The sequence below is a fragment of the Gordonia sp. DT219 genome, assembly GCF_049847065.1.
Classification (GTDB): Bacteria; Actinomycetota; Actinomycetes; order Mycobacteriales; family Mycobacteriaceae; genus Gordonia.
Genome location: NZ_JBNCNR010000006.1, coordinates 33,692 through 56,972, shown reverse-complemented (window position 1 = coordinate 56,972; position 23,281 = coordinate 33,692). Strand labels below are relative to the sequence as shown.

The following is a 23,281-nucleotide window of genomic DNA, read 5'->3' as shown; positions in this document are numbered from 1 at the left end:
CTCACACCGATCGCAGCCAGGACACCGGAGCGTCGGACCCGTGATCGTCGCGGAGTTCCTCTGCTGCCAGCTCATCGGGCCGCGGCAGACCGAGCGACTCCACCACTTCGGGCGGAGTACCTGCATCCAGAAGTCGCGCACGGAGCCTGATCCCGGATGCCATGGCCGATTGCCTGCACAGCCGCAAGACCTCGTCGGCCAAGGCCTGCGGATGCTTGCGCAACCGTGCGTCATCGATGCTGATCGCCAACGGCAGTCCGGTGGACGTGGTGACCACCGATACCCCCGCGTCGCGCGAGCGGGCCGACGAGCTCTCCTCGACTGTGATACCGAGATGTCCACTGTTCATTTCGTTTCCCCCACCCGTGCCCGTATGTGACCGATGCTCTTGTGTGACCGATGCCTTGTTTGACGCAGTGGGTCCCGCCCTGGTTCCACCAAAAAGGGAAAAATTGTCTTGACGCCGTCACCGGTGACCCCGCCGATCGTGAGATCAGATGATGCCACATATCACACCAATTGTCCGGTTTGTCCGCACAGGTCCGTCGAGCAGGGAATCCGGTCGTGCATCGATTGCGGCCATCCGCGGTGTCGGCGACGAGCTGCCCATCACGTTCCCCGGCGGCGCGCGAGCGGTGGCGGAACCCGAGGTGACCGGTCACGATCGGTCGCTCATGGGTAGACTGCCGAACCGGCGGACGCGCGGTGCCACAGCGCAGAGGCGCAGGCCACGATGGGACCATACGTACGGGGAGTAGAGCGATGATGTACGACAACACCGGGGACTCGACCACCGGGAGTCAGGGCCCCGCGGACCAACAGGGCCCCGCGGACCAACAGGGTCCCGGATACCAACCGGGTGCCGGCAATCAGGAGGGTTCCGAGATGCCGCCGACCCCACCGTGGTTGCAGTTCGCGCCGCAGGCCGGGTCGGCGCCAGACGCCGACGCGGCTTTTCCGTCCGCCACCGCAGCCGCGCCCACGCCGCCGCAGGTCACTCCCGAGCAGGCCACTCCCGAGTTCGCCACTCCCGAGTTCGCCACTCCCGAGTTCGCCACTCCTGAGTTCAGGGGCCCAGCACTGCATCCACCGACGCATGGGTATCCATCGGTTCCGGGAGCACCCGATCCGGCTGCTCCATTTCCGGTCCCGCAACCTCGGGCGCACGAACCGGTTCAGCACCCCGGTCCGTACCCGCCGGCCCCGCCGACATCGGACCCGCAGGCGCCACCGTATCCACCAAATGGATACGCCCCCAATGAGTTCGACCATCAGCCGCCGAACGGATACGCGCCTCCCGCGGCCCAGTCCGGTTTCGGGCAGGCCGCCGACTTCGGTCCGCCCGCCGGTTTCGGTCAGCCCACCGGCTTCGGGCCACCCGAGCATCAGTCCGGACCCGCCCTCGACGAGGTCGCGTTGCTGCGCAAGGCACGTCGGCCACCCAATCGCGGTTGGCGCCGTGCAGTGCACACGATCTCGGCGGGAACCATCAACCCTGGCGACTCGGCGACCGAGGTCCGGTATCAGCAGTTACTCGAGCGACTACGCCGGCCGGTCCGCGGCGACTACCGCATCGCGGTGCTGTCCTTGAAGGGCGGCGTCGGAAAGACCACCACGACAGTGGGTTTGGGATCGACCTTCGCCTCTCTGCGCGGCGACCGGGTGATCGCGGTCGACGCGAATCCTGATCTCGGTACGTTGTCCCAGCGTATCCCGCAACAGACGGCGTCCACCGTCCGCAATCTGCTCGCCGACGACAACGTGTACCGCTACAGCGATGTCCGCGCCCATACCTCTCAAGCGCCGTCACGCCTGGAGGTCCTTGCCTCCGAACGTGATCCGGCGATGGCCGAGGCATTCAGCGAGGAGGAGTACCGCGGTGTCATCACCATTCTCCAGCGGTTCTACAACATCATCATCACCGACTGCGGCACCGGCCTAAGCCACTCGGCGATGAACGGAGTGCTCGATCTCGCGAACGCGATCATCCTCGTGTCCTCCCCCGCACTCGACGGCGCCCGCAGCGCGGCAGCCACCCTGGATTGGCTCGAGGCCCACGGTCACGCGCACCTTGTGTCGCGGGCCGTCGTGGTGCTCAGTTCGTCACGGCCCGGATCGTCGACCATCGACACCGATCAACTCGGCCAGCACTTCCTCACGCGATGCCGTGCGGTGCAGACGATTCCGTTCGACGATCATCTCGCCGAGGGCGCCGACGTCGACCTCGAACTCGTGAGCAAACCGACCCGACATGCTTTCGTCGAATTGGCCGCGGCCATCGCCGACGAGTTCGCGACGACACCCGGGCGTCGTGAGGAGCCGTTCTACAGCTGAGGTTCCCCGTCCCGGGCTCACTCGACCTCCCCGCCACCCGGCGGGCGGTCGGCCTCCCGGGCGCGGTTGCCACGATTCGCCAGCCACCGACGGGTGATCCCGACGGCCATCGGGATGATGATCGTGAGCATCGAAGCGATGACGAACACCTCCAGGTGGTCGCGGATCAGGGGCACGTGCCCGAGAAAGTAGCCGGCCAGGATCAGCCCCGACGCCCACAGGACACTGCCGAGCAGCGAGCACAGCGTGAACACCCGGTGGCCCATCCCGCTGAAGCCGGCGACCAGGGGCGTCAGAGTCCGGACCACGCCGATGAACCGGCCGAAGAACACGGTCAGTGCGCCGTAGCGCCGGAAGAAGCGATGCGTGCGATCGACGTATTCCGGGCCGACCGCGCGCATCATCCGCCCCTCGATGACCGAGCGGCCCACGCGACGACCGATGAAGTAGCCGCTTTGGTCCCCCAACGCGGCCGCCAACGGCACCACCACGCACAACCACCACACGTCGGCGAACGGATTCGGCTGCGCAGCAAGCACTCCGGCGGTGAACAACAGCGAATCACCGGGAAAGACGAATCCGATCAAAAGGCCGGTCTCGATGAACATGAGCACGCACAGACCGACAAGGCCGCCGGTGGCGAGAAATGAGTCGACGTGGAAGGGGTTCATCGCCGTCCACCCTAGGGGCTTCGCGAGCGGTGGTCGTCGGCCGGCAGCGGTGCCGGCGCAAGGTTAACTCGATGCAACATGCCGGACGAATTGCGTCCCGGTGGGGTTTACTCGGAGGTAAACATGCGGGCGGTGCGCCCCACGAGGCCCGGACCGGGCACCGCACCACCCCACCGCAGCCCAGATCTCACTGTGGCGTGATCGCAAGGAGTCGACCGTGTCCGCAACCCAGCCTCCCTCCACTCCCGGCCGGCCGACGTCCGGTTCGGCCACGCCCAAGCTGCGTCCGGTCTCCGACACCGACGTCCGCATCGAGTACCACACGATTCACGGCTACCGCCGCGCCTATCGGATCGCCGGCCACGGACCGGCATTGCTGCTGATCCATGGCATCGGCGACAACTCCTCCACGTGGAAGGAGATCATCCCGATGCTCGCCCAGCGCTACACCGTGATCGCACCCGATCTGCTCGGGCACGGTCGCTCGGACAAACCACGCGCGGACTACTCGGTGCCCGCCTTCGCCAACGGCATGCGTGATCTGCTCGTCGTCCTCGGCATCACCAAGGTGACGGTCGTCGGGCATTCGCTCGGTGGCGGTGTCGCGATGCAGTTCTGCTATCAGTTCCCGCGATTCGTCGAACGACTCGTCCTGGTCGCTGCCGGCGGCGTGACACGTGAGGTCAATCCCGCGCTACGCCTCGTCACCCTGCCTGGGGTCAGCGATGCGCTCACATTGCTGCGCATCCCCGGCGTGATGCCCACACTCAATGGGATCGCCCGGACGCTGGTCTCCCTGCCCCATGTCCCCGGTGTCCCGACGGGCATCTCGCCGCGGCGAGCGCTCAACGACCATGAGGATCTGCTGCGCGTACTCGGCGACCTGACCGACCCGCACGCCTCGGCGGCGTTCGTCCGAACGCTGCGCGCAGTGGTGGACTGGCGCGGGCAGGCGGTGACGATGCTCGATCGCTGTTATCTGACCGAGCGGCTACCGATCCTGTTCGTGTGGGGCGAGTTCGACACCGTCATCCCCTACGACCATGCGCTGATCGGGCATGCCGCGATTCCGCATTCGGAGCTGGCCACCTTCGACGGGGCAGGTCACTTCCCGTTCCACGACGATCCCGAGCGATTCGTCCAGGTGGTGACCGGCTTCCTGGAGCGCACCACACCAGTGGTGTTCGATCCACAGAACTGGCGGTACCTGATGTCCACCGGCGGTGCCCGAGCCGAGGAGTTCGTCGGTGACGAGCAGACCGTCGGAGCGGTGCTCGAAGCGATGGAGAACGAGCGCAGCGCCACCTGAGGTAATGCCCGACTGAAGCGGCTGCGGGCCCGGACCGCCGCGGGGGCGGACTGCGGGGGCGGACTGCGGGGTTCGGACCGCGGGGTTCGGACCGCGGGGGCGGACCGCGGGGGTCGGACCGCGGGGTCGGTCGAGGGGACGACGTCGCTACCCGCGCTGCACACAACCGTGAGAGCATGTTCGGCATGAGCTACCCGCAATACCCAGGCAACAACGGCACCCCAGGTCAGCAGCCCTATGGCGCGGCGCAGGCACCCGGCTTCGGCTCCCAGCCCGGCTACGGTTCACAACCCTACGGCGCCCAGCCCGTCCCGGCCCCGTACCCGGGCTACGGCAGCGCACCCGGCTACGGCAGTTTCAACGTCGACCCGGTCACCGGCGAACCGTTGTCGGACAAGAGCAAGATGACCGCCGGTCTCCTGCAACTGTTCCTCGGCGGCTTCGCGGCCGGCCGTTTCTATCTCGGCGACACCAAGACCGCCGCAATTCAGTTGTGCGCCAATATCGGTGCCTGGCTGCTGATCATCGTGGGCTTCATCGTCATCGGCGTGTCCGCCGGCGGCAACTCCGGGGGCGGTGCCGCCTTCGGCGTGCTCATCATGCTCCTCGGCTGGCTGGTGGCCCTCGGCGTCGGCATCTGGATCCTCGTCGACGCCATCCGGATGTTCACCGGCAGCGTCCGCGACCCGCAGGGCCGCAAACTGCGCGACTGATCCCGCCGACCCCGATGCGCCGGCCGGTGATTCGTGCCGGCCGGCGCGCGAGGGTCAGTCGCCGCAACAGCCCTCGCCCACCGGTCCCGACTCCACGCCACGCCGCACGTCGCGCGTGACGGTGTTGCGGGCCGCGAGTTCGTCGTCGGCGGGATAGTCGACCCCGACGAGGCACAGTCCGCGGGCCTGCGCGACCGGCACCTGACTGCTGCGTGCGCGCTCGGTCAACAGCGCCGCACACCAGTCGACGTCGCGGCGGCCGTCACCGACGCAAGCCACCGCGCCGACCAGCGAGCGCACCATCGACCAGCAGAAAGCATCCGCGCTCACCTCACCGATCAGCACCCCATCGGCATCGCGATCCCAGTGCAAGCACTGGAGATCGCGAATGGTGGTCGCACCCTCGCGGCGGCGGCAAAACGCCGCGAAGTCGTTGAGCCCCACCAACTTCTGCGATGCCGCATTCATCGCGCCGACGTCGAGCGGACGCCGCCACGTCGCGGTGATGCGCGCCAGCGTCGGCTCGGCCCCGAAGCGCGCGTCGGCGAGCCGGTAGCGGTAGTGGCGGCGCAGCGCCGAGAAGCGTGCATCGAAGTGCGCACTGACCGGCGTGGCCGTCTTGATCCGGACATCGTCCGGCAACATCTTCGCGAGCCTGCCGACCAGCGGATCGGGGTCGCCACCGAGGCTGCGGGTGGCCAGTGCCGATCGTGGGATGTCGGCATGGCAGACCTGTCCGGTCGCATGCACACCGGCATCGGTACGCCCGGCAACGGTCAGCCGGACCGGCACCCGCAGCACCGTGGCGAGCGCGTCCTCGATGGTTCCGCAGACGCTGCGCTGATCGACCTGGCGCGCCCAGCCCGCGAAACCCGTTCCGTCGTAACCGACGTCGAATCGGAGACGAACGAACCCGCCGTCACCGGTATCGGTGGCGGCGGGTTCGTGCGGCGATGTGCGGCTCAGTCGTCCGACTTCTTCTCGGTCGAGCTGTCCACGTCGGCACCTTCGGCTTCGGCGTCGGCGACGGTCGCAGCCGTCGACTCCTCGTCGACGGCCTCGGCCACGGCCTCGGCGTTGGCCTTCTCGGTGTCGTCGGCGCCGGCCTCGACCGCCTCGACGACGTTCCCGTCGGCGGGCTCGGTAACGGCGGCCTCGGTGCCGGCGAGCTGGTCATCGGCGGCCTTGCGCGACGCGGCGACGCGGGTGGCGCGATCGGCCTCGGTGGACGCAGTCGACCCGGTGACGAGTTCGATCACGGCCATCGGGGCATTGTCGCCCTTACGCGGCAGCGTCTTGATGATGCGGGTGTAGCCACCATCGCGATCGGCGAAGCTAGGGCCGATCTCCTCGAACAGGACATGCACGATGTCCTTGTCGCGGATGACCTTGAGCACCTCACGGCGGTTGGCCAGCTTGCCGGTCTTGGCGTGGGTGATCAGTTTCTCGGCGTACGGACGCAGGCGCTTGGCCTTGGCCTCCGTGGTGGTGATGCGGCGGTGCTCGAAGAGCGAGGTGGCGAGGTTCGCCAGGATCGCCTTCTGGTGGCTCGCCGACCCGCCGAGGCGGGTACCCTTTGTGGGCTTGGGCATTGTCTTCTCCTAGAAGGACTCTCCCATCGCACGATGGAAGAAGTCAGGGTTGGCGCGCAGCGACTACAGCTGCTCGGTCTCTGCGAAATCCTCACCGGTATCACCGTCGAACGACACGTCGTCCGACCACGTTCCGGTCGCCGGGTCATATCCGGCCACCTGCGACGGGTCAAAGCTCGCCGGGCTGTCCTTGAGGGCCAGGCCCAGAGCGTGCAGCTTGACCTTCACCTCGTCGATCGACTTCTGCCCGAAGTTACGGATGTCGAGCAGATCCGACTCCGTCCGCGCCACCAGCTCGCCGACGGTGTGCACGCCCTCGCGCTTGAGGCAGTTGTAGGACCGAACCGTCAGGTCGAGATCCTCGATCGGCAGGCTGAACGACGCGATGTGATCGGCCTCGGCCGGGCTGGGCCCGATCTCGATGCCCTCGGCCTCGACGTTGAGCTCCCGGGCCAGCCCGAACAGCTCGACCAGGGTCTTGCCCGCCGACGCCAGCGCGTCACGCGCACTGATCGAATTCTTGGTCTCCACATCGAGCACGAGCCGATCGAAGTCGGTGCGCTGCTCGACACGGGTGGCCTCGACCTTGTAGGTCACCTTGAGCACCGGCGAGTAGATCGAGTCGACGGGGATGCGGCCGATCTCGGCTCCCGACGCCTTGTTCTGCACGGCAGGCACATAGCCGCGGCCCCGCTCGACGACGAGCTCGATCTCGAGCTTGCCCTTGTCGTTCAGGGTGGCGATGTGCAGATCCGGATTGTGCACGGTGACACCGGCGGGGGGCACGATGTCGGCGCCGGTGACGGTGCCCGGACCCTGCTTACGCACGTACATGGTGACCGGCTCGTCCTCTTCGGAGCCGACCACGAGGCCCTTGAGGTTCAGGATGATGTCGGTGACGTCTTCCTTGACTCCCGGGACGGTGGTGAACTCGTGGAGCACTCCGTCGATGCGGATGCTGGTGATCGCAGCACCCGGGATCGAGCTGAGCAGGGTACGGCGCAACGAGTTGCCGAGGGTGTAGCCGAAGCCGGGCTCGAGCGGTTCGATGACGAACTTCGACCGGTCCTCGGCAATGATCTCCTCGGTCAGTGTGGGTCGCTGTGAGATGAGCATTCTTGGATTTCTCCCTATGGCCGACCGCTATATGACGGCCTAGAAGTGGACCGAGCAGCAGTGGTGCTGCTTGGCTTTGCTGGTTTCCCGATCCCCCGGTCCGCCCAAACGCAACAACGCGGGCCTTCCGGGGGACACGGGGGGCGGAGCCCCCGTGCGAGGACTACTTCGAGTAGAACTCGACGATGAGCTGCTCGGTGAGCGGAACATCGATCTGCGCGCGCTCGGGCACGTTGTGCACGAGGATGCGCAGCGTCGACGGAACCACCTGCAACCAGCCCGGGACCGGACGATCGCCGACGAGCTCCTTGGCGATCTGGAACGGAGTGGTCTGCAGCGACTTCGGCCGGACATCGATGATGTCGTACTGGCCGACGCGGTAGCTGGGCACATCGACCTTCACACCGTTGACGGTGAAGTGGCCGTGGTTGACCATCTGGCGTGCCTGACGACGCGTGCGGGCGATGCCTGCGCGATAGACGACGTTGTCCAGACGCGTCTCGAGGATGCGCAGCAACTCGTCACCGGTCTTGCCGCTGCGGCGGTTGGCTTCCTCGTAGTAGCGACGGAACTGCTTCTCGAGCACGCCGTAGCTGAAACGGGCCTTCTGCTTCTCCTGGAGCTGCAGCAGGTATTCGCTCTCCTTGATCCGCGCGCGACCGTGCTGGCCGGGCGGATAGGGGCGACGCTCGAACGCCTGGTCGCCTCCGACGAGGTCGACGCGCAGACGACGGGACTTCTTTGTGGCGGGGCCGGTATAACGTGCCATTTTTCTAGTTCCTCCCTTTCCCGCTAGACCCGACGCCGCTTGGGCGGACGGCAACCGTTGTGCGGCTGCGGGGTGACATCGGAGATGGTGCCGACCTCGAGGCCGGCGGCCTGCAGCGACCGGATCGCGGTCTCACGACCCGAGCCCGGTCCCTTGACGAATACATCGACCTTCTTGACGCCGTGCTCGGCGGCCTTGCGCGCGGCGTTCTCGGCCGCGAGCTGGGCTGCGAACGGGGTGCTCTTGCGCGAGCCCTTGAACCCGACGTGTCCCGACGATGCCCAGCTGATGACATTGCCGCTGGGGTCGGTGATGGAGACGATGGTGTTGTTGAACGTCGACTTGATGTGTGCGTTGCCGTGCGGGACGTTCTTCTTATCGCGACGGCGAGTGCCCTTCTTGGGGCCTGCGCTACGTGACTTCGGAGGCATTACTTCTTCTTCCCGGCGATGGTCTTCTTCGGGCCCTTGCGAGTGCGGGCATTGGTCTTGGTGCGCTGTCCACGGACGGGCAGGCCACGACGGTGGCGCAGGCCCTGGTAGCAGCCGATCTCGATCTTGCGACGGATGTCGGCCTGCACCTCGCGGCGCAGGTCACCCTCGACCCTCACCGAGGCTTCGATGTACTCACGCAGTTTCGCGACGTCTGCGTCGGTGAGATCCTTGGCGCGCAGGTCGGGGCTGAGCCCGGTGCCGTCAAGAATCTCTTTGGAGGTGGTGCGACCAACTCCATAGATGTAGGTCAGTGCGATCTCCAGCCGCTTCTCGCGGGGGAGATCCACACCAGCAACACGTGCCATGTGGCGGTTTCCTTTACTTCTCAGAGGTCTTCTCCCGGTCCGTCCCGTTTGCTTTCGGGCTCCGGCCTCTGAACCGGAGGTGGGCACCGACCCGTTTGTCGGTGCTGGTGCCGGGAGGGCTTCAACTGTGTTGTCGGAACAACACCTGTTCAGCTCTGCGGTCTGTCGTATTCAGTTGTGTTCTCAAGCGACTGTGTTCTCAAGCGATCCGATGTGAGCGCAGATCAGCCCTGGCGCTGCTTGTGGCGCAGGTTCTCGCAGATCACCATGACCCGTCCGTTACGGCGGATCACCTTGCACTTCTCACAGATCGGCTTGACGCTCGGCTGAACCTTCACGTCAATCTCTCCTGCGTTGATCGAAGGCGGCTTACCGTGAGGAGTCGCCTTCGCCGGCTCCCTGGCGGTCGCCAGGGAGTGCGTGGGTGTAGCAGTCGCGTTACGGTGACATCATTCGACATCGGCACCGCGATCGAGTTCGGACGCCCGCGCCCGGAACAAATCCGGAACAGGACACAGAGACGCTCGGCGCTACACGCACCGACGGTCCATAGTACCGTTCGTGCCGGTCAGCTCCAAAACCGCGCGTCGCGGGCGCGAATGTGCACCCGCTCGGCCGGCGTCGGGACGTGGACGAGCCGGATCCAAAAACACCCCGGCCCGCGCCCGAGAGCACGAGTCCGAGGTGAGTCGGGAGTTGTCGAGTTTACTTGTAGCGGTAAACGATCCGTCCGCGACCGAGGTCGTAGGGCGAGAGCTCCACGACAACTCGGTCCTCGGGGAGGATGCGGATGTAGTGCTGCCGCATCTTGCCGCTGATGTGGGCGAGCACCTTGTGGCCGTTCTCCAGCTCGATGCGAAACATCGCATTCGGCAGGGGTTCGACCACTCGGCCCTCGACCTCGATGGCCCCGTCTTTCTTCGCCATGTCCTCCGCGATCCTAGGTCGCGCCCGATGGGCGCGTTACCCGGTTGAATTCGTTGTTCTCTCTGGGCGTCTCCGACCGGAGACTGCACTACCGGCTCACCACGATCATCACGCCGCAAGGAGCGGGTGGAGACGTTGGTGAGGCCGACGCATGAAGTGCACCGCTTATCGATGTTACGCGAACTGCGAGAACGCTCCAAACGAGGACCTGCCACGGTTGCCTGCTCGCACCCCGCTGCCACAGTATTGAGACATGCGCGCCTTTCTGATCCAGAGCGCCCTGAGCGGTTTCGCCCTCTGGATCGCGACACTGATCGTGCCCGGCCTCGACTTCTTGTTTCCCGACGACGCGGGTTTCGGGATCAAACTCGGGATCGTGGTCCTGGTCGCGCTGATCTTCGGGGTCATCAACGCATTCATCAAACCGATCGTGCAGATCTTCGCCATCCCCCTCTACATCCTGACGCTCGGCCTGATCCACATCGTGATCAATGCCTTGATGCTCGAGCTCACCTCGTGGATCACCCACAACACCACCGGTTGGGGGCTACAGGTCGATCACTTCTTCTGGTCGGCGATCCTCGGGGCGCTGGTGATCTCGGTGGTCAGCTGGCTCATCTCGATGATCCTCAAGGAGCCGGTGCAGTAGCGTCAGGAGCCGGCCGCGATGATCGCCGCCAGTTGCTCGGTCGGACTGTTCGAGCCCAGAACCTGGATGGCCACGTGATCGGCGCCGGCTGCCAGATGCTCGTCGACCTGTGCCCGAATCCGTGCGGCATCCCCGTGGGCGACCAATGCGTCGATGAGCCGGTCGCTTCCGCCGTCAGCGATGTCGGTGTCGGAGTAGCCCAGGCGCTTGAGATTCGAGGTGTAGTTGCGCAGATGCAGGTACGGGTCGTCGACCGGCGGGCGGCCCACCGCACGAGCCGCAGCGGGATCGGTGTCGAGCACGACCTTGTGCTCCGGCGCGAGTAACACGCCCTCCCCCAGCACCTTCCGCGCCTCGGCGGTGTGGGCGACCGGGACCAGATACGGATGCGCGCCCAGACTGCGCTCGGCCGAGCACCGCAGCATCCGCGGCCCGAGCGCCGCGAGCAGTCGGCGGTTGACCGGTACGCGGGCGTCGTCGAGGGCGTCGAGGTAGTTTCCGACGGCCTCGAACGGGGTCGTGTACTCCGCGGTGGCCTCCGGGTGACCGGCCCCGACCCCGAGGTAGAAGCGGCCGGGAAAGTCCTGCTCGAGCTCGTGGAATTCACCGGCGATCGCCCGCGGGTCGGTATTCCAGATGTTGACGATGCCGGTGGCGACGGTGATGTTCTCGGTGGCCTCGAGAACCTTGCGGACCGGCCGTAGATCGGTGGGCGAACCGCCCAGCCAGATGGTGCCGTAGCCGAGCCGCTCGATCTCGCGGGCCTCGTCGGCGGAGAACCGGCCGAACCATCCCCACACCCCGTGGCGCCCGAATCGCTCGATGTGCGCGGTCTTGTCCGAATCAGTCATGTTGCTGGCCAACCTCCACGGACCCCTTCCCTATTCCGGGTGGCGCACGCGTCCCTGGCCGACGGCGAACTCAGCCGCGCGACCGGATAGCGTGGTGTCCATGCGTGCAGTGATCCAGCGGGTGTCGGCGGCGAAGGTGGTCGTCGGCGGCGAGACGGTCGGCGAACTCGGACTCGCCGACGGCCGCCAGGGCATCGTCGCACTGATCGGCGTCACCCATGACGACTCCCGCACGCAGGCGAACGCGCTCGCCGACAAGATCTGGCGATTACGCATCTTCGATGGTGCCGGCGACACGCGGGAGGTCGCAGCCGCCGACGTCGATGCACCGATCCTCGTGATCAGCCAGTTCACGCTGTACGCCAACACCGCCAAGGGCCGCCGCCCCTCGTGGAATGCCGCCGCCCCGGGCCCGGTCGCCGAACCGCTCGTCGAGGCCGTCGTCGACGCCCTCCGCACAGCCGGCGCAACGGTCGCCACCGGACGATTCGGGGCACACATGCAGGTGCAGCTGGTCAACGACGGGCCGGTGACGATCAGCCTGGAGGTGTAACCAGGTGGGCCGGTGTCCTAGTCGAGCAGGCACCAGGAGCGACCGGCGCGGCGAGCATGCCCGATGGAGGTCTGCCGATCGCGGCCGGCCGAGGTGATCACCACCGCCGCAGTGGCGCGGTCGCCTGCGATGTGAACCGAGGCGACGTCGACCGTCAACTGCAGATTTCCGCCCGAGCGGCCAACGGAGTACTGCTCGGCGCGATCGAGCAGATCACGAAGTCCTTCGGATTCCGGACAGACCAGGGCCTTGGCCCTGGGCACGTCGCGCGCGTTGAGGGCGGCCGCGTAGTCCTCGATCGTCGTGCGCACCGCGCGCTCGTCGGTGGCCGGCGACGGCTTTCCGCTCGCAGCACCGGAGTCGTTGAGCACCACCAGAATTGCCGCGAGCGCAGCCATCGCGGTCATCAGCGCGCCGACGGCAACGATCCACGGCACCGCCGTCATGCGCAACGGCATCCGCCCGGGCTGCGCGCCGTCGCCGGCTCCACCGGCCTCCGGGAACCCACCCGTTGGGTACGGCTGCGGAGCCGGATGTCGAGGGCGATAGGACTGCGGCAAGTACGGCGCCGGCTGCGGTGCCATGGGCGCACCGCCCACCGGCTGCCAGTACTGGTCCTGCCCGTACTGGTCCGGCCCGTACTGGTCCGGCCCATACCGGCTTCGGGCCGCAGCCGGACCCGTTGGCGTCATCTCGGTCCCCCGATAGGTCATGTCAGCCCCCCGCATAATTGGTGCGATTCACCATAAACCGACATACCGCTGACGCGCGTCAGTCCATCCACAGCAGGTGCCACCACAGATATTGGGCGCGGCCTCGCGGTGGATGGCCGGCGACGCCGAGCGCCGGATTGCCGGTAAGTTGGCGGCCATGGGACGTATCACCGCACGACGGCGCGTGATACGCGTGCGCCACGGTGAGTCCGACGCCCGGGCCGACATGCTGGCGGTCGAAGAACCCTTGGAGATCCGGGTCGGTGGCCGGCCGCTCGTGGTGACCATGCGCACCCCCGGCCATGACGTCGAATTGGCCGCCGGTTTCCTCGTGTCGGAGGGCGTGATCGCCGGTGCGCACGACATCGCGGTGGCGCGGTATTGCGCGGGTGCCACCGAGGAGGGCACCAACAGCTACAACGTCCTCGACGTCACCCTCGGCGCGGGAGTGGCGGCTCCGGCCCCGTCGCTCACCCGGCATTTCGCCACCACCAGCGCATGCGGCGTCTGCGGCAAGGAGAGCATCGAGTCGGTGACAACGATCTCCCGGTTCGGCGTCGCCGACGATCCGCTGTGCGTGGACGCCGACACGCTGCTCGGGCTTCCCGAACGCCTGCGCGCCGGGCAGCAGGCGTTCGCCAAGACCGGAGGCCTGCACGCGGCCGGACTGTTCGACGGCCACACCGGCGATGCGCTGGTGATCCGGGAGGACGTAGGACGCCACAACGCGGTCGACAAGGTCGTCGGCTGGGCTCTGGCGCAGGACCGACTTCCGTTGCGCGGCAGCATACTCCAGGTATCGGGCCGGGCAAGTTTCGAACTCGTCCAGAAGGCCGCGATGGCGGGTATCCCGATGCTCTGCGCGGTATCGGCGCCGTCGTCACTGGCCGCCGACCTCGCCGAAGCGCAGGGCATGACCCTGGTCGGCTTCGTCCGGGGCGACTCGATGGTCCTCTACACCCGCGATGATCGGGTGCGCCTGCAGCAGAGCCGATCAGCGGCCGCGCCCACCGTTGCGCGCGGCCGCTGAGGGCCCCGATACCGGCGCCGTCAGTCGAGCCGCAACCCGGTGTCGCCGTCGAACCAGTGGATCTCCTCGGGCACCGGCACCAGGCCGATCTGCTCGCCGACGACGAAGCTCTGCCGGTGACCGGCGCGAACCACCACCCGCCCGTCGCGTAGCGGTACATCGACTGCGCCATAGACGAATTGCTCGGCACCGAGCTCCTCGATCAACTCCACCCGGGCGGTGACCGATCCGGGCGTGCCCGGTGTCGTGAGTTCCCACGCCTCGGCGCGCAACCCCGCGACGACCCCCCGGCCCGCCCCGTGGGGCACCCGCAGCCGCGCTCCACCGAACTCGGCGAACCCGCCGTGCGGTTCGAGATCGGCCAGACACATCTGTGGTGTCCCCATGAATCCGGCAACGAACACGTTGGCCGGGCGCCGGTAGATCTCGCGCGGCGTCGCGACCTGCTGCAGCACACCGTGATCGAGCACCGCCACCCGACTGCCCATGGTCATCGCCTCCACCTGATCGTGGGTGACGTAAAGGGTGGTGGTGCCGAGTTCGCGCTGCAGCGCCGCGATCTGGGCCCGGGTGCTCACGCGCAGCTTGGCATCCAGATTCGACAACGGCTCGTCCATACAGAACACCTTGGGCTGCCGCACGATCGCCCGGCCCATCGCCACGCGCTGACGCTGACCACCCGAGAGCTTGGCCGGCTTGCGGTCCAGAAGGGCATCGAGTTCCAGCATGGTCGCGACCTCGGCCACGCGAGCCGCGGTGTCGGCCTTGCTCATCCCGGCGTTACGCAACGCGAAGCCCATGTTGTCCGCGACGGTCATGTTCGGATAGAGCGCGTAGTTCTGGAACACCATCGCAACGTCGCGCGACTTGGGCGGCAACCCGACGACGTCGGTGCCGTCGATGAGAATGGCACCGGACTCCACTGATTCGAGTCCGGCCACCATCCGCAGGCTCGTCGACTTGCCACAGCCCGAGGGGCCCACCAGCACCATGAACTCGCCGTCGCCGATCTCGAGTTCCAGCGCATCGACCGCCGGCCCGCCGTCGCCGAATCGCTTGGTGGCCTTGGCATAGGTGACCGACGCCATTACTTCGGGAGCTTCGGCTGGATCTGGGTGGTGTAGATCTGCTGGATCTGCTTCTGGGTGTCGGCCATGGTCGCGGCTACATCGGCATTCTGCAGACCGATCTTCTCATACGCCGTGCCGATGACCTTGTCGCCGCCGGGTACGAACACCCGGGCGTAGTTCTGCGGCTTGGTCTTCGGCAGTTGCTCGATGGCGGTTCGGAAGTTCGGGTTCGTCGTCAGGAACGACACCATCGACGGATCGGTCAGCGCCGCCTTGCGCACCGGCATGTAGCCCACATTCTGCGAGAAGTACGAGGTGTTCGCCGTATTCGTGATGAAGTCGATGAACTTCAGCGCATTGACCTTGCGCTCCTGTGAGTTCCGAGCCGGAATCGCGAGTCCCGCACCACCGGTGGGACATCCGGCGATCCCGCCCGGCGCGGGCAGAAAGGCTGTTCCGAAGCCGAACTTGGCGTCCTTGGTGATGCCGGACAGGTCGCCGGTCGAGGCAACGGTGGAGGCGATGAGTCCTGCACTGAAGTCGCCCGCGATGTCGTTGGAGATTTTCGCGTAGTGGTCCTTGTTGATCGAGTCGCTCAGATACTGCGCAGCAGCAACGGTTTTCGGGTCGGTGAACTTCAGGTCCCACGCATCGGAATAGGCACCGCCGAAGGTCCAGGTGGGTCCCTGGAACGTCCAGCCGAGGTAGTCGACGGCGTTGCCCCAACCGTGCGCGGACTTGCCGGAGCCCACCGCGGACTGGATGCGCGGTCCCCACTCACCGAACTCCTGCCACGATGCGGGACCGCGATCGGGCAGACCGGCCCGCGACCACGCATCCTTGTTGTAGTAGAACAGCGGCGTGGACCGGGCGTACGGCAGCGCCCACGTCTTGTTGTTCCACTTGTAGTCCCCGACAAGGGAATCGACGTAACCCGACGGATTGACCCCGGCCGCACCGAAGAGATCGTCGAGGGGGGCGATCGCACCGATCAGCGCGAAATTGAACCACCAGACGTCGCTGAGAATGATGATGTCGGGCAACGCGCCGCCCGACAGTGCGGCATTGAACTTCTGCGCCGCCTCCTCGTAGTTCTTGCCCGCATCGATCAGCTGCACCTTGATGTCGGGATTGGCGGCCTCGAAGCGCTTGATGAGCTCACGTTCGACCTCGGTCGACTTGCCTGGATGGCTCGACCAGAACGTCAGGTTCTTGGGGTCGCCGCCCCCACTGTCGGAACTCCCCGTTCCCGCACACGCGGCCACCGCCATTCCGGCAGCCAGCGTCACCCCGGCGGCGAGAAAGCCGCGTCGCGAGATTTCGACCATTTCAGTTCTCCTTGTTTTCCGAACAGCTTTCATGGACACCACGGGTGCGGTGTCCACCGTCTGGTGTGGTGGGTCAGCCCTTGACAGCGCCCGAGGTCAGGCCCTTGATCATGTGGCGTTGTAGCACCAGGAACACGATCAGCATCGGCAGCATCACCAGGACGGTGGCGGCCATGACCGGGCCCCAGTTGGTGACGCCGTCGTTGTTCTGCAACTGGGTCAGCCCCACCGGGAGGGTGGCGACGCTGTAGTCGTCGGACATCAGGAACGGCCACAGGTACTCGTTCCACTCGTTGACGAGTGTGATGAGCGCAAACGCCACCATCGTGGGGATCGACACCGGCAACACCACGCGGGTGAGCAACCGGATGTGCCCGGCCCCGTCGAGGCGGGCGGCTTCGATGATTTCCGGCGGAATCGACAGAAAGTGGTTGCGCATCAAGAACGTTCCGAATGCCACCCCCGCCAACGGCACGATGATGCCGGCGAAGGTGTTACGCAGTCCGAGTTGGGCGACCAGCGAATAGTTGGTGATGACGGTGATCTGGTTGGGAACCATCAGCGCCGCGATGATCACCAGGAACACGATGTTCTTACCCGGGAATCGCAGGAAGACGAGGCCGTAGGCACTGAGGACGCCCAGCACGAATTTGATCGCACCCAGCACCGCGGTGACGATCAGGGAGTTGCGCAGGAACAGCCAGAACGGCACCGACGTGGTCGCCTCGCGATAGTTCTCGGGATGCCATGTCGAGGGCCACCACACCGCGGGCTGCACATAGATCTCCGAGCGGTCCTTGAACGAAGCCAGCAGAATCCACACGAGTGGCACCGCCACGACCGCCAGTGCCACCAGCATCGCAAGGTAGCCGAACGTTCGGCCCGCGATGAGTCGACGCCGTTGCGTCACCGCCGTCGGAGATCGTGGTGATCGCGGCGCGGCCCGATCGCGGTGACCCGCTCCGGTGCGGTCCGGTTTGCTGCGCCGTGCCGGCGACACGGTGATCATCGCCCGGTCCGATCCATGAGACGGACCTGCGCCACGGTGATGACCAGCAGCACCAGGAACATGATCGTCGCGACGGTCGCACCGTATCCGGCGCGGAAGTTGCGGAAGGTCTCCTCATAGACCTGATAGACCATGGTGGTGGTGCCGTTGCCGAGCGGCCCGCCGCGCGTCATCACGTTGATGATGTCGAACACCTGTAATGAGTTGAGCAGCACGGTGATCGACAAGAAGAACGTGGTCGGCCGCAGTTGCGGCAGGAGCACCTTGCGGAAATGCGTCCAGCCCGACGCACCGTCGACGGCGGCGGCCTCGTCGAGGTCGGCCCGTTTGCCTTGCAGCGCAGCGAGATAGATCACGAACGCGTAGCCCAGGTTCTTCCATACGTAGGTCACGGTGATCATGAACAGTGCCCAGTGGGGCTGCTGATAGAAGTCCGGGGCCGAGCCGAGCCCCAACCGGTGCATCAGGTCGTTGATCATGCCGAAGCTGGGGTCGAACACGAACTGAAAGGCGATGCCGACCGCGGCCCCGGACAGCACGAAGGGCGCGAACACCACCGACCGCACGAGGTTGCGGCCCTTGAGCCGGCGGTCGAGCAGCAGCGCCAGGCCCAGACCGAGAACCATGCTCCCGCCGACGGCCACCACGGTGAATACCACGGTGTTGCCCACGATCGTCCAGGTGTCGGCACGGGTGAACCATTCGCGATAGTTGGCGATCCCCACGAACGTTGCACCCGGCGACGAGATGTTCCAGTCGTAGAACGACATCCGGATGTTCTCGATCAGCGGACGGTAGGTGAACACCGCCAGCAACGCGAGGTTCGGCCCGACGATGGCGACGAACAGACCATAGGACTTCCATGGCCGGCGTCGGCCGGTGTCGGGCAGCACATGTTCATCGACCGATTGCACTCCGCGATCATTCACCCGGAATCTGGCCGGAACCGGACGGCCGGGTTGTGCGCAGGTGATCGCCAGGCGTCCAGCAGGAGCGGGCTTCGGCGTTATTTCCCCGAAAATGTCTCAAAACCCGGTGTGCCGACGCGGCACCTGTGCTTCGATCGGAGATACATAGAGACGTGAGTTGTATCTCCATCTCTGAATCGTCGAAGAGGGGTCTCGGGTGAGTGGTGGAGTGAGCAGACGCAACGCCCTGCGGGTGGGCGCCACGGGGGCATTGGGCGTCGCGGGGGCGGCGGCCTTCGGCGCGAAGCCGGCCAGAGCTCAGCCGTGGTCGTGGTCCCCGGCGGGATCGGTCGTCGGTTCCGGCAGCGGTGCCGATCCCCGGAACCTGTGGGATCCGGAGGCGGATGCGGTGATCGCCGATATGATCGAGCATCACGACGTGCCCGCGATCAACAAGGCGCTGAAGGGCTGGGTCTTCAACGATCAGCCGGTTCCGAGATCGCTGCCGTCGAATCTCCGGGACTTCCTCGAAGACGCGCGCACGCTGCCTGCCTGGACCGACAAGCGCAAGCTCGCCGCCTCGTTCACCTTCGTCAAGAAGCAGGACACCCTCATCTCGGTGCTCTACGCGTTCGCGAGCGGGATGATGGCGACCGTCATCCCGAACGAGGCGCGCGCGGTGTACTACTCGCGCGGCGGCAGCCCCCTGTACTTCAAGGATCGCATCGCCAAGACCGCGAAACTCGGCTACGACATCGGGACGGTCAATGCCTACGATCCCGGCGGCGAGATGATCGTGACCTGCGTCAAGACGCGCATGATCCATTCCGCCGTGCGGCATCTGCTGCCCCAGGCCCCCCACTGGCCCGCGCACGTCACGCCGATCAGTCAGGAGGACCTCATGGTCACCTGGCACAGCCTGCCGACCACCATCATGCAGAAGATGGTCGAGTGGAAGATCCCGATCCCGAAGAACGAGTCCGACGGCTACCTGCACAGCTGGCAGTTGTGTGGACACTTCCTCGGGATCGGTGACGAGTACCTTCCGGCCAGTTGGCACCAGGCCGATTCGCAGGCCGCGCAGGCTCTCACCCCGGTCCTCGGGCCGACACCCGAGGGCACCGTGCTGGCCGAACAATTGCTGGAACTCGGCCACGACCTCGACCTGAGCCTGTTGTCGAAGCCCATCCTCGGAGCGTTCACCCGATTCATCATGGGAGACAAACTCGCCGACTGGATTCAGGTGCCACGCGAGCCGGTGTGGAGTCCGCTGCTGGAGGCCGCCTGGTCCCCGTTCGTCCAGATCCGTTCCGGCGTCCTGGGTGTCGTACCGCCGGCCGAGAACGCCTACTGGCTCTTCGACGAGTTCCTGCGCCAGTTCGTCCTCTGGTACATCTCCGAACTGCGGATGCCGATCAGCATCGAGATCCCCACCGCGAACCGGCACTTCTGACCGCAACCGAGGCAGCGACATGAGGCAGACCGACCCGATCACGCGGACCAGACTTCTGGCCGTCGGCGTTCTCGGCGCTGCGACGATCGCCGTCGGCGGGTTGGTGACCGAACTGGCCGCGCAATACGCGCAGGCCGATCCGGTGCCGGCACCGCAGGAGATCGAGACGCCGGCGCCGACGCACACCGCCCCCGACGGCCGGTCCGCGTCGGCTCCCGCGACCACCCCGCCCCGGCGAGCGGCGGGCCGCCCATCGACGAGCACCGCACCGACCACCCCTGCGGCAAACCCTCAGGATCCGACGACTTCTGCAGTGCCACCGGATATTCCGACAGAGGCCGAACCGCCACCACCGGTCGACACCGACGTGGCACCACAGCCCGCCCCCGTCCCCCACCCCACGCAACAGGCGCCCGCCACCGCCGACAATGGCGGTTGGGCGCCGACACCGACGGTGACCGCAACCGTCGAGCCGCCGCAGGCGCACACCTCCGGATCATGAGCAGACACCACGTGGGCTCGTCGACGACGTTCCCGGCGATCGGCACCTCGGTCACCGTGGTCGCCACCGTGGCCGACGCACTCGCCGAGGCGACCGCGCTGACCCGACGCCGACTCACCGAACTCGACCGTGCCGCCTCACGGTTTCGGGCCGATTCCGAACTGGCACAAATCAATTCCATCAGCGCCGCACTCGCCCACACCGACCCGCACGCGCACCTCAGCGTTGCCGTCGGACGCGTTCTGGCGGCGTGCCTTTCGGCCGCGGTGCACACCGAACGACTTACCGACGGCCTCGTCTGCGCATCGCTGGGTGCCGACCTCGCCGCCTGCGGCTACGACGACGACCTCGCCGTCGTGCGCGCCCGCCCGGCCGCCGACACCGAGAACCGGAGCCCCGTCGCGGCCGGGCCGCCGGTTCCCCACCGCCTGACCTTCGACGAGCAACGGCGCCGGTTGACCATCACCGCAGGTGTCGCCCTGGACCTCGGTGCGAGTGCCAAGGCCTGGGCGGCCGACACGATCGCCGCCGAACTCGCCCGCCACGGCAAGGGCGGCTTTCTGGTGAATCTGGGTGGCGACATCGCGGTCGCGGGCGATGTGCCGATGGGCGGATGGGCGATCGGGGTGCGCGGCCCGGACGACATCGACGTCGGGGCGGTCCGCGGTACCGGGCAGGCGTTCGCGACCTCGTCCACCCTGTTGCGCACGTGGCACCACCACGGCAGCCGCCAACACCACATCATCGATCCGCGTACCGGAGGGCCGGCGGCGACGCGATGGGCCCAGATCACGTGCGCCGCGCCGACCGCGGTGCAGGCCAACGCGGCGTCGACGGCCGCGATCATCCACGACGCCGGGGCGCCACAGTGGTTGTGCGAGCGCGAGATTCCGGCCTGTCTGATATCCACCGACCGACGCATCATCACCACCCCCGGGTGGCCGGACATGCCCGATCGCGTGTCGGCCCCGGACCTCACCGGGAGCGCGATGCCATGAGCTCCCCGTGGATGTGGTTCGCCTCGCGTGCGTGCGGAGTCGTTGCGCTGGTACTGCTGACCGTGGTCGTCGTACTGGGAGTCGTCGCCGCCATCGGCGTCCGGCCGGATACGGCCGTACCCACGGTCACGGTGGGGCTGCATCGCATAGTCGGGATCGGCACCGTCGTGTTCGTCCTGACCCACATTCTTCTCGCCGTCCTCGACACATATGTGAACCTCGGCCGGCTGACGATGCTGGTGCCCTTCCTCGCCGGCTACCACCGGATCTGGGTGGGCGTGGGCACCGTGACCTTCGACCTGTTCGTGCTCGTCCTCGTCACATCGGTTCTGCGCCTGCACATGTCGCATCGGACCTGGCGCGCCGTGCACTGGTTGTCCTATGCGCTCGCGGCCTGTGCGGCGGTCCACGGATTCATGATGTCGGCCGACGACCAACCCGCATTCCGTATCGTCACCGTGGTCTGCGCTGCGGTGATGGGCATCGCTGCCGGGTGCCGATTGTGTGTCCGCGATCCCGACCGCCGGCGACGCGCCGAGATCGCATCCGGGGAGTGGACGTGAGCGCCCTGGCAGATCTTCTGACCGCGGCCGGCCTCACCGGCCGCGGTGGCGCCGACTTCCCCACCGGACGCAAGGTCGAGCTCGCCGAACATCATCGCGCGGACCTCATCATCAACGCATGCGACGGCGAGCTGGATGCGCGCAAGGACGGTTGGGTCATCGCCCACCACCTCGACGATGTTCTCGCCGGCGCCGAACTGCTGGACTGCCGTCGGATTCGGATAGCAGCTCACCGGGATTCGGCCACGTCGAGACTTCTCGATCGTGCGGGAGCCGACTCCATGGAGGTCCCGAACCGCTACGTCGCCTCCGAGGAGTCGGCACTGGTGGCGCTGGCGCACGGTGGCCGCGCCCGACCGCTCATGCGCTCGGTACCCGTCACGGCGGGCGCCCGCACCCAGACCGGCCGCCGCCTGCGTCCCACACTGGTTCTCAACGCCGAAACCGTGTGGCGGATAGCCCAGATCGCAGACCACGGCGTGCGCTGGTTCCGCTCGTATGGAACGCATGCCGAGCCGGGGCCCCGGTTGGTCACGCTGGTCAACGGGGTGGCCCACCCCGGTGTCCACACCGCGGAGGCGGGGCTGGCGACGACCGAGATTCTTGCACTCGGTGGTGGTTCCACCATTGCGGTACAAGCACTCTGGTTCGGCGGGCTGAGCGGCGGGTTCGTGGCCGGCCGGACCGCACCGGAGACGGTGTGGTCGCGTAATGGACTGGCAGTTCACGGAATTCGCCCCGGAGCGGGAACCGTGCGGCTGATCGACGCGCGGACCGACCCCTGGGACGACGTGAGCATCGCCCTCGACTATGCGGCCGGCGAGACCGCGGGCCAGTGCGGCCCATGCATGTTCGGGGTGCCCGCACTCGCCGCCGACGTCGCCGGGCTGCGGGCCGGAGCCGGTCCGGACGTCATGGCGCGGATGACCCGCCGAGTCGCCGAATTGCCGGGCCGCGGCGCGTGCCGCTTTCCCGACGGCGTCGCCGACCTTCTCGCCTCGGCCCTCACGGTATTCGGGCGACCGTCCCCACCTGCGGGACGCCATCATCGGCCACTGCCCGAAACCCCCTCGCCGGAGCCCGGATTCGGCAATCTACCGGAAGAACGGAGAACACCCCATGTCGCGAAGGACCCCGCACGCCGACACGCACGCGTCTGATCAGGCGGTTGTCGTCGATCGGATCGCATGCACCGGAAAAGGAATTTGCGCACAACTCCTCCCGGATTCGATCCGGCTCGACGACTGGGGATACCCGATCATCGGCAACGCACCCGCCGATGCCCGAGCGGTCCGCGCCGCGATCCGGCTATGTCCCACCGGGGCGCTGCGATGACCCGGTCACGAGTCATGCGTCCGCATGCGCGATTCACCGTCAGTAGAATTCACCACCAGAAGAAAGGAACGCAATGGACATCTGGGTTC

28 protein-coding genes are annotated in these 23,281 nt (G+C 66.8%); 12 read left to right on the top strand and 16 right to left on the bottom strand.

Features of this window, described 5'->3' with window-relative positions; genetic code table 11:
- Window position 1 precedes the first annotated feature (1 nt).
- Window positions 2–349 carry a hypothetical protein gene (locus tag ACPXB3_RS10105; protein WP_425704528.1) on the bottom strand — a complete coding sequence of 116 codons (348 nt, stop codon included), beginning with the start codon at window positions 347–349 and terminating at the stop codon, window positions 2–4.
- A gap of 536 nt (window positions 350–885) precedes the next feature.
- On the opposite strand from ACPXB3_RS10105, the gene ACPXB3_RS10100 reads away from it, so the two are divergent.
- Window positions 886–2,334 carry an AAA family ATPase gene (locus tag ACPXB3_RS10100; RefSeq protein ID WP_425727521.1) on the top strand — a complete coding sequence of 483 codons (1,449 nt, stop codon included), beginning with the start codon at window positions 886–888 and terminating at the stop codon, window positions 2,332–2,334.
- Between the two features lie 17 nt (window positions 2,335–2,351).
- Here the strand turns inward: ACPXB3_RS10100 and ACPXB3_RS10095 are convergent, their stop codons facing one another.
- The gene (locus ACPXB3_RS10095) at window positions 2,352–3,005 is read right to left on the bottom strand and encodes a DedA family protein (protein WP_425727520.1); all 654 of its coding nucleotides are present in this window, start codon (window positions 3,003–3,005) and stop codon (window positions 2,352–2,354) included.
- A 217-nt stretch (window positions 3,006–3,222) separates the two neighbouring features.
- On the opposite strand from ACPXB3_RS10095, the gene ACPXB3_RS10090 reads away from it, so the two are divergent.
- Complete coding sequence (locus tag ACPXB3_RS10090; protein WP_425727519.1) at window positions 3,223–4,314, top strand: alpha/beta fold hydrolase; 1,092 nt, start codon at window positions 3,223–3,225, stop codon at window positions 4,312–4,314.
- A 185-nt stretch (window positions 4,315–4,499) separates the two neighbouring features.
- Entirely contained in the window at window positions 4,500–5,027 is a 528-nt protein-coding gene (locus ACPXB3_RS10085) for a TM2 domain-containing protein (RefSeq protein ID WP_425704524.1), read from the top strand.
- 54 nt (window positions 5,028–5,081) lie between these two features.
- On the opposite strand, the gene truA is transcribed toward ACPXB3_RS10085, so the two are convergent.
- From truA to infA, 8 genes are all read right to left on the bottom strand, one after another.
- A complete protein-coding gene (gene truA / locus ACPXB3_RS10080) occupies window positions 5,082–5,993 on the bottom strand; it encodes a tRNA pseudouridine(38-40) synthase TruA (protein WP_425727568.1) in 912 nt (303 codons plus the stop codon).
- Entirely contained in the window at window positions 5,990–6,619 is a 630-nt protein-coding gene (gene rplQ / locus ACPXB3_RS10075) for a 50S ribosomal protein L17 (RefSeq protein ID WP_425727518.1), read from the bottom strand. The genes truA and rplQ overlap by 4 nt, the downstream gene beginning before the upstream one ends.
- Window positions 6,620–6,682: 63 nt before the next feature.
- The gene (locus tag ACPXB3_RS10070) at window positions 6,683–7,735 is read right to left on the bottom strand and encodes a DNA-directed RNA polymerase subunit alpha (RefSeq protein WP_425704522.1); all 1,053 of its coding nucleotides are present in this window, start codon (window positions 7,733–7,735) and stop codon (window positions 6,683–6,685) included.
- A gap of 163 nt (window positions 7,736–7,898) precedes the next feature.
- The gene (gene rpsD, locus ACPXB3_RS10065) at window positions 7,899–8,504 is read right to left on the bottom strand and encodes a 30S ribosomal protein S4 (protein WP_425704521.1); all 606 of its coding nucleotides are present in this window, start codon (window positions 8,502–8,504) and stop codon (window positions 7,899–7,901) included.
- A gap of 23 nt (window positions 8,505–8,527) precedes the next feature.
- Window positions 8,528–8,935 (bottom strand): 30S ribosomal protein S11, encoded by a 408-nt coding sequence (gene rpsK, locus ACPXB3_RS10060; RefSeq protein WP_425727517.1) that lies wholly within the window; start codon window positions 8,933–8,935, stop codon window positions 8,528–8,530.
- Entirely contained in the window at window positions 8,935–9,303 is a 369-nt protein-coding gene (gene rpsM, locus ACPXB3_RS10055; RefSeq protein ID WP_425704519.1) for a 30S ribosomal protein S13, read from the bottom strand. The genes rpsK and rpsM overlap by 1 nt, the downstream gene beginning before the upstream one ends.
- Window positions 9,304–9,527: 224 nt before the next feature.
- Complete coding sequence (rpmJ, locus tag ACPXB3_RS10050) at window positions 9,528–9,641, bottom strand: 50S ribosomal protein L36 (RefSeq protein ID WP_005207978.1); 114 nt, start codon at window positions 9,639–9,641, stop codon at window positions 9,528–9,530.
- Window positions 9,642–10,008: 367 nt separating this feature from the next.
- The gene (infA, locus tag ACPXB3_RS10045) at window positions 10,009–10,230 is read right to left on the bottom strand and encodes a translation initiation factor IF-1 (protein WP_005187701.1); all 222 of its coding nucleotides are present in this window, start codon (window positions 10,228–10,230) and stop codon (window positions 10,009–10,011) included.
- Between the two features lie 253 nt (window positions 10,231–10,483).
- Between infA and ACPXB3_RS10040 the strand changes: the two genes are divergently transcribed.
- Window positions 10,484–10,879 (top strand): phage holin family protein, encoded by a 396-nt coding sequence (locus tag ACPXB3_RS10040; RefSeq protein ID WP_425704518.1) that lies wholly within the window; start codon window positions 10,484–10,486, stop codon window positions 10,877–10,879.
- A gap of 2 nt (window positions 10,880–10,881) precedes the next feature.
- On the opposite strand, the gene ACPXB3_RS10035 is transcribed toward ACPXB3_RS10040, so the two are convergent.
- A complete protein-coding gene (locus tag ACPXB3_RS10035; protein ID WP_425727516.1) occupies window positions 10,882–11,730 on the bottom strand; it encodes an LLM class F420-dependent oxidoreductase in 849 nt (282 codons plus the stop codon).
- A 100-nt stretch (window positions 11,731–11,830) separates the two neighbouring features.
- On the opposite strand from ACPXB3_RS10035, the gene dtd reads away from it, so the two are divergent.
- Window positions 11,831–12,283, top strand: a complete 453-nt coding sequence (gene dtd / locus ACPXB3_RS10030; RefSeq protein ID WP_425727515.1) for a D-aminoacyl-tRNA deacylase — start codon at window positions 11,831–11,833, stop codon at window positions 12,281–12,283.
- 17 nt (window positions 12,284–12,300) lie between these two features.
- On the opposite strand, the gene ACPXB3_RS10025 is transcribed toward dtd, so the two are convergent.
- The gene (locus ACPXB3_RS10025; protein ID WP_425727514.1) at window positions 12,301–12,996 is read right to left on the bottom strand and encodes a hypothetical protein; all 696 of its coding nucleotides are present in this window, start codon (window positions 12,994–12,996) and stop codon (window positions 12,301–12,303) included.
- Window positions 12,997–13,153: 157 nt separating this feature from the next.
- Between ACPXB3_RS10025 and fdhD the strand changes: the two genes are divergently transcribed.
- Window positions 13,154–14,026 (top strand): formate dehydrogenase accessory sulfurtransferase FdhD, encoded by an 873-nt coding sequence (gene fdhD, locus ACPXB3_RS10020; RefSeq protein WP_425704650.1) that lies wholly within the window; start codon window positions 13,154–13,156, stop codon window positions 14,024–14,026.
- Window positions 14,027–14,046: 20 nt separating this feature from the next.
- On the opposite strand, the gene ACPXB3_RS10015 is transcribed toward fdhD, so the two are convergent.
- The 4 genes from ACPXB3_RS10015 to ACPXB3_RS10000 form a co-directional block, all read right to left on the bottom strand.
- On the bottom strand, window positions 14,047–15,114 hold the full coding sequence (locus ACPXB3_RS10015) for an ABC transporter ATP-binding protein (RefSeq protein WP_425704514.1): 1,068 nt from the start codon (window positions 15,112–15,114) through the stop codon (window positions 14,047–14,049).
- A complete protein-coding gene (locus tag ACPXB3_RS10010; RefSeq protein ID WP_425727513.1) occupies window positions 15,114–16,424 on the bottom strand; it encodes an ABC transporter substrate-binding protein in 1,311 nt (436 codons plus the stop codon). The genes ACPXB3_RS10015 and ACPXB3_RS10010 overlap by 1 nt, the downstream gene beginning before the upstream one ends.
- A 73-nt stretch (window positions 16,425–16,497) precedes the next feature.
- Window positions 16,498–17,283, bottom strand: coding sequence for a carbohydrate ABC transporter permease (locus ACPXB3_RS10005; protein ID WP_425727567.1), 786 nt, complete (start codon window positions 17,281–17,283; stop codon window positions 16,498–16,500).
- A 146-nt stretch (window positions 17,284–17,429) separates the two neighbouring features.
- Window positions 17,430–18,347, bottom strand: a complete 918-nt coding sequence (locus tag ACPXB3_RS10000) for a carbohydrate ABC transporter permease (protein WP_425704511.1) — start codon at window positions 18,345–18,347, stop codon at window positions 17,430–17,432.
- 223 nt (window positions 18,348–18,570) lie between these two features.
- Between ACPXB3_RS10000 and ACPXB3_RS09995 the strand changes: the two genes are divergently transcribed.
- From ACPXB3_RS09995 to ACPXB3_RS09970, 6 genes are read left to right on the top strand one after another with little or no spacing between them, the layout of a single operon-like run.
- A complete protein-coding gene (locus ACPXB3_RS09995; protein WP_425704510.1) occupies window positions 18,571–19,794 on the top strand; it encodes an oxygenase MpaB family protein in 1,224 nt (407 codons plus the stop codon).
- Window positions 19,795–19,813: 19 nt separating this feature from the next.
- Window positions 19,814–20,296, top strand: a complete 483-nt coding sequence (locus tag ACPXB3_RS09990) for a hypothetical protein (RefSeq protein WP_425704509.1) — start codon at window positions 19,814–19,816, stop codon at window positions 20,294–20,296.
- Complete coding sequence (locus tag ACPXB3_RS09985) at window positions 20,293–21,294, top strand: FAD:protein FMN transferase (protein WP_425727512.1); 1,002 nt, start codon at window positions 20,293–20,295, stop codon at window positions 21,292–21,294. Before ACPXB3_RS09990 ends, ACPXB3_RS09985 begins: the two co-directional genes overlap by 4 nt.
- On the top strand, window positions 21,291–21,857 hold the full coding sequence (locus tag ACPXB3_RS09980; protein WP_425704507.1) for a ferric reductase-like transmembrane domain-containing protein: 567 nt from the start codon (window positions 21,291–21,293) through the stop codon (window positions 21,855–21,857). Before ACPXB3_RS09985 ends, ACPXB3_RS09980 begins: the two co-directional genes overlap by 4 nt.
- Complete coding sequence (locus tag ACPXB3_RS09975; RefSeq protein WP_425727511.1) at window positions 21,854–23,017, top strand: NADH-ubiquinone oxidoreductase-F iron-sulfur binding region domain-containing protein; 1,164 nt, start codon at window positions 21,854–21,856, stop codon at window positions 23,015–23,017. The genes ACPXB3_RS09980 and ACPXB3_RS09975 overlap by 4 nt, the downstream gene beginning before the upstream one ends.
- On the top strand, window positions 22,977–23,192 hold the full coding sequence (locus tag ACPXB3_RS09970) for a ferredoxin (RefSeq protein WP_425704505.1): 216 nt from the start codon (window positions 22,977–22,979) through the stop codon (window positions 23,190–23,192). Before ACPXB3_RS09975 ends, ACPXB3_RS09970 begins: the two co-directional genes overlap by 41 nt.
- Window positions 23,193–23,281: the final 89 nt, after the last annotated feature.

Coding starts and splice junctions, on each gene's coding strand:
- dtd (WP_425727515.1), top strand. CDS start 11,831: ATGCGTGCAGTGATCCAGCGGGTGTCGGCGGCGAAGGTGGTCGTCGGC.
- ACPXB3_RS09985 (WP_425727512.1), top strand. CDS start 20,293: ATGAGCAGACACCACGTGGGCTCGTCGACGACGTTCCCGGCGATCGGC.
- ACPXB3_RS10105 (WP_425704528.1), bottom strand. CDS start 349: ATGAACAGTGGACATCTCGGTATCACAGTCGAGGAGAGCTCGTCGGCC.
- rpsK (WP_425727517.1), bottom strand. CDS start 8,935: ATGCCTCCGAAGTCACGTAGCGCAGGCCCCAAGAAGGGCACTCGCCGT.
- ACPXB3_RS10040 (WP_425704518.1), top strand. CDS start 10,484: ATGCGCGCCTTTCTGATCCAGAGCGCCCTGAGCGGTTTCGCCCTCTGG.
- ACPXB3_RS09990 (WP_425704509.1), top strand. CDS start 19,814: ATGAGGCAGACCGACCCGATCACGCGGACCAGACTTCTGGCCGTCGGC.
- rplQ (WP_425727518.1), bottom strand. CDS start 6,619: ATGCCCAAGCCCACAAAGGGTACCCGCCTCGGCGGGTCGGCGAGCCAC.
- ACPXB3_RS10095 (WP_425727520.1), bottom strand. CDS start 3,005: ATGAACCCCTTCCACGTCGACTCATTTCTCGCCACCGGCGGCCTTGTC.
- ACPXB3_RS09980 (WP_425704507.1), top strand. CDS start 21,291: ATGAGCTCCCCGTGGATGTGGTTCGCCTCGCGTGCGTGCGGAGTCGTT.
- ACPXB3_RS10010 (WP_425727513.1), bottom strand. CDS start 16,424: ATGGTCGAAATCTCGCGACGCGGCTTTCTCGCCGCCGGGGTGACGCTG.
- infA (WP_005187701.1), bottom strand. CDS start 10,230: ATGGCGAAGAAAGACGGGGCCATCGAGGTCGAGGGCCGAGTGGTCGAA.
- ACPXB3_RS10085 (WP_425704524.1), top strand. CDS start 4,500: ATGAGCTACCCGCAATACCCAGGCAACAACGGCACCCCAGGTCAGCAG.
- ACPXB3_RS10070 (WP_425704522.1), bottom strand. CDS start 7,735: ATGCTCATCTCACAGCGACCCACACTGACCGAGGAGATCATTGCCGAG.
- ACPXB3_RS10035 (WP_425727516.1), bottom strand. CDS start 11,730: ATGACTGATTCGGACAAGACCGCGCACATCGAGCGATTCGGGCGCCAC.
- rpsD (WP_425704521.1), bottom strand. CDS start 8,504: ATGGCACGTTATACCGGCCCCGCCACAAAGAAGTCCCGTCGTCTGCGC.
- ACPXB3_RS10015 (WP_425704514.1), bottom strand. CDS start 15,114: ATGGCGTCGGTCACCTATGCCAAGGCCACCAAGCGATTCGGCGACGGC.
- ACPXB3_RS10025 (WP_425727514.1), bottom strand. CDS start 12,996: ATGACCTATCGGGGGACCGAGATGACGCCAACGGGTCCGGCTGCGGCC.
- ACPXB3_RS10005 (WP_425727567.1), bottom strand. CDS start 17,283: ATGCTGGTGGCACTGGCGGTCGTGGCGGTGCCACTCGTGTGGATTCTG.
- ACPXB3_RS09970 (WP_425704505.1), top strand. CDS start 22,977: ATGTCGCGAAGGACCCCGCACGCCGACACGCACGCGTCTGATCAGGCG.
- ACPXB3_RS10100 (WP_425727521.1), top strand. CDS start 886: ATGCCGCCGACCCCACCGTGGTTGCAGTTCGCGCCGCAGGCCGGGTCG.
- rpsM (WP_425704519.1), bottom strand. CDS start 9,303: ATGGCACGTGTTGCTGGTGTGGATCTCCCCCGCGAGAAGCGGCTGGAG.
- fdhD (WP_425704650.1), top strand. CDS start 13,154: ATGGGACGTATCACCGCACGACGGCGCGTGATACGCGTGCGCCACGGT.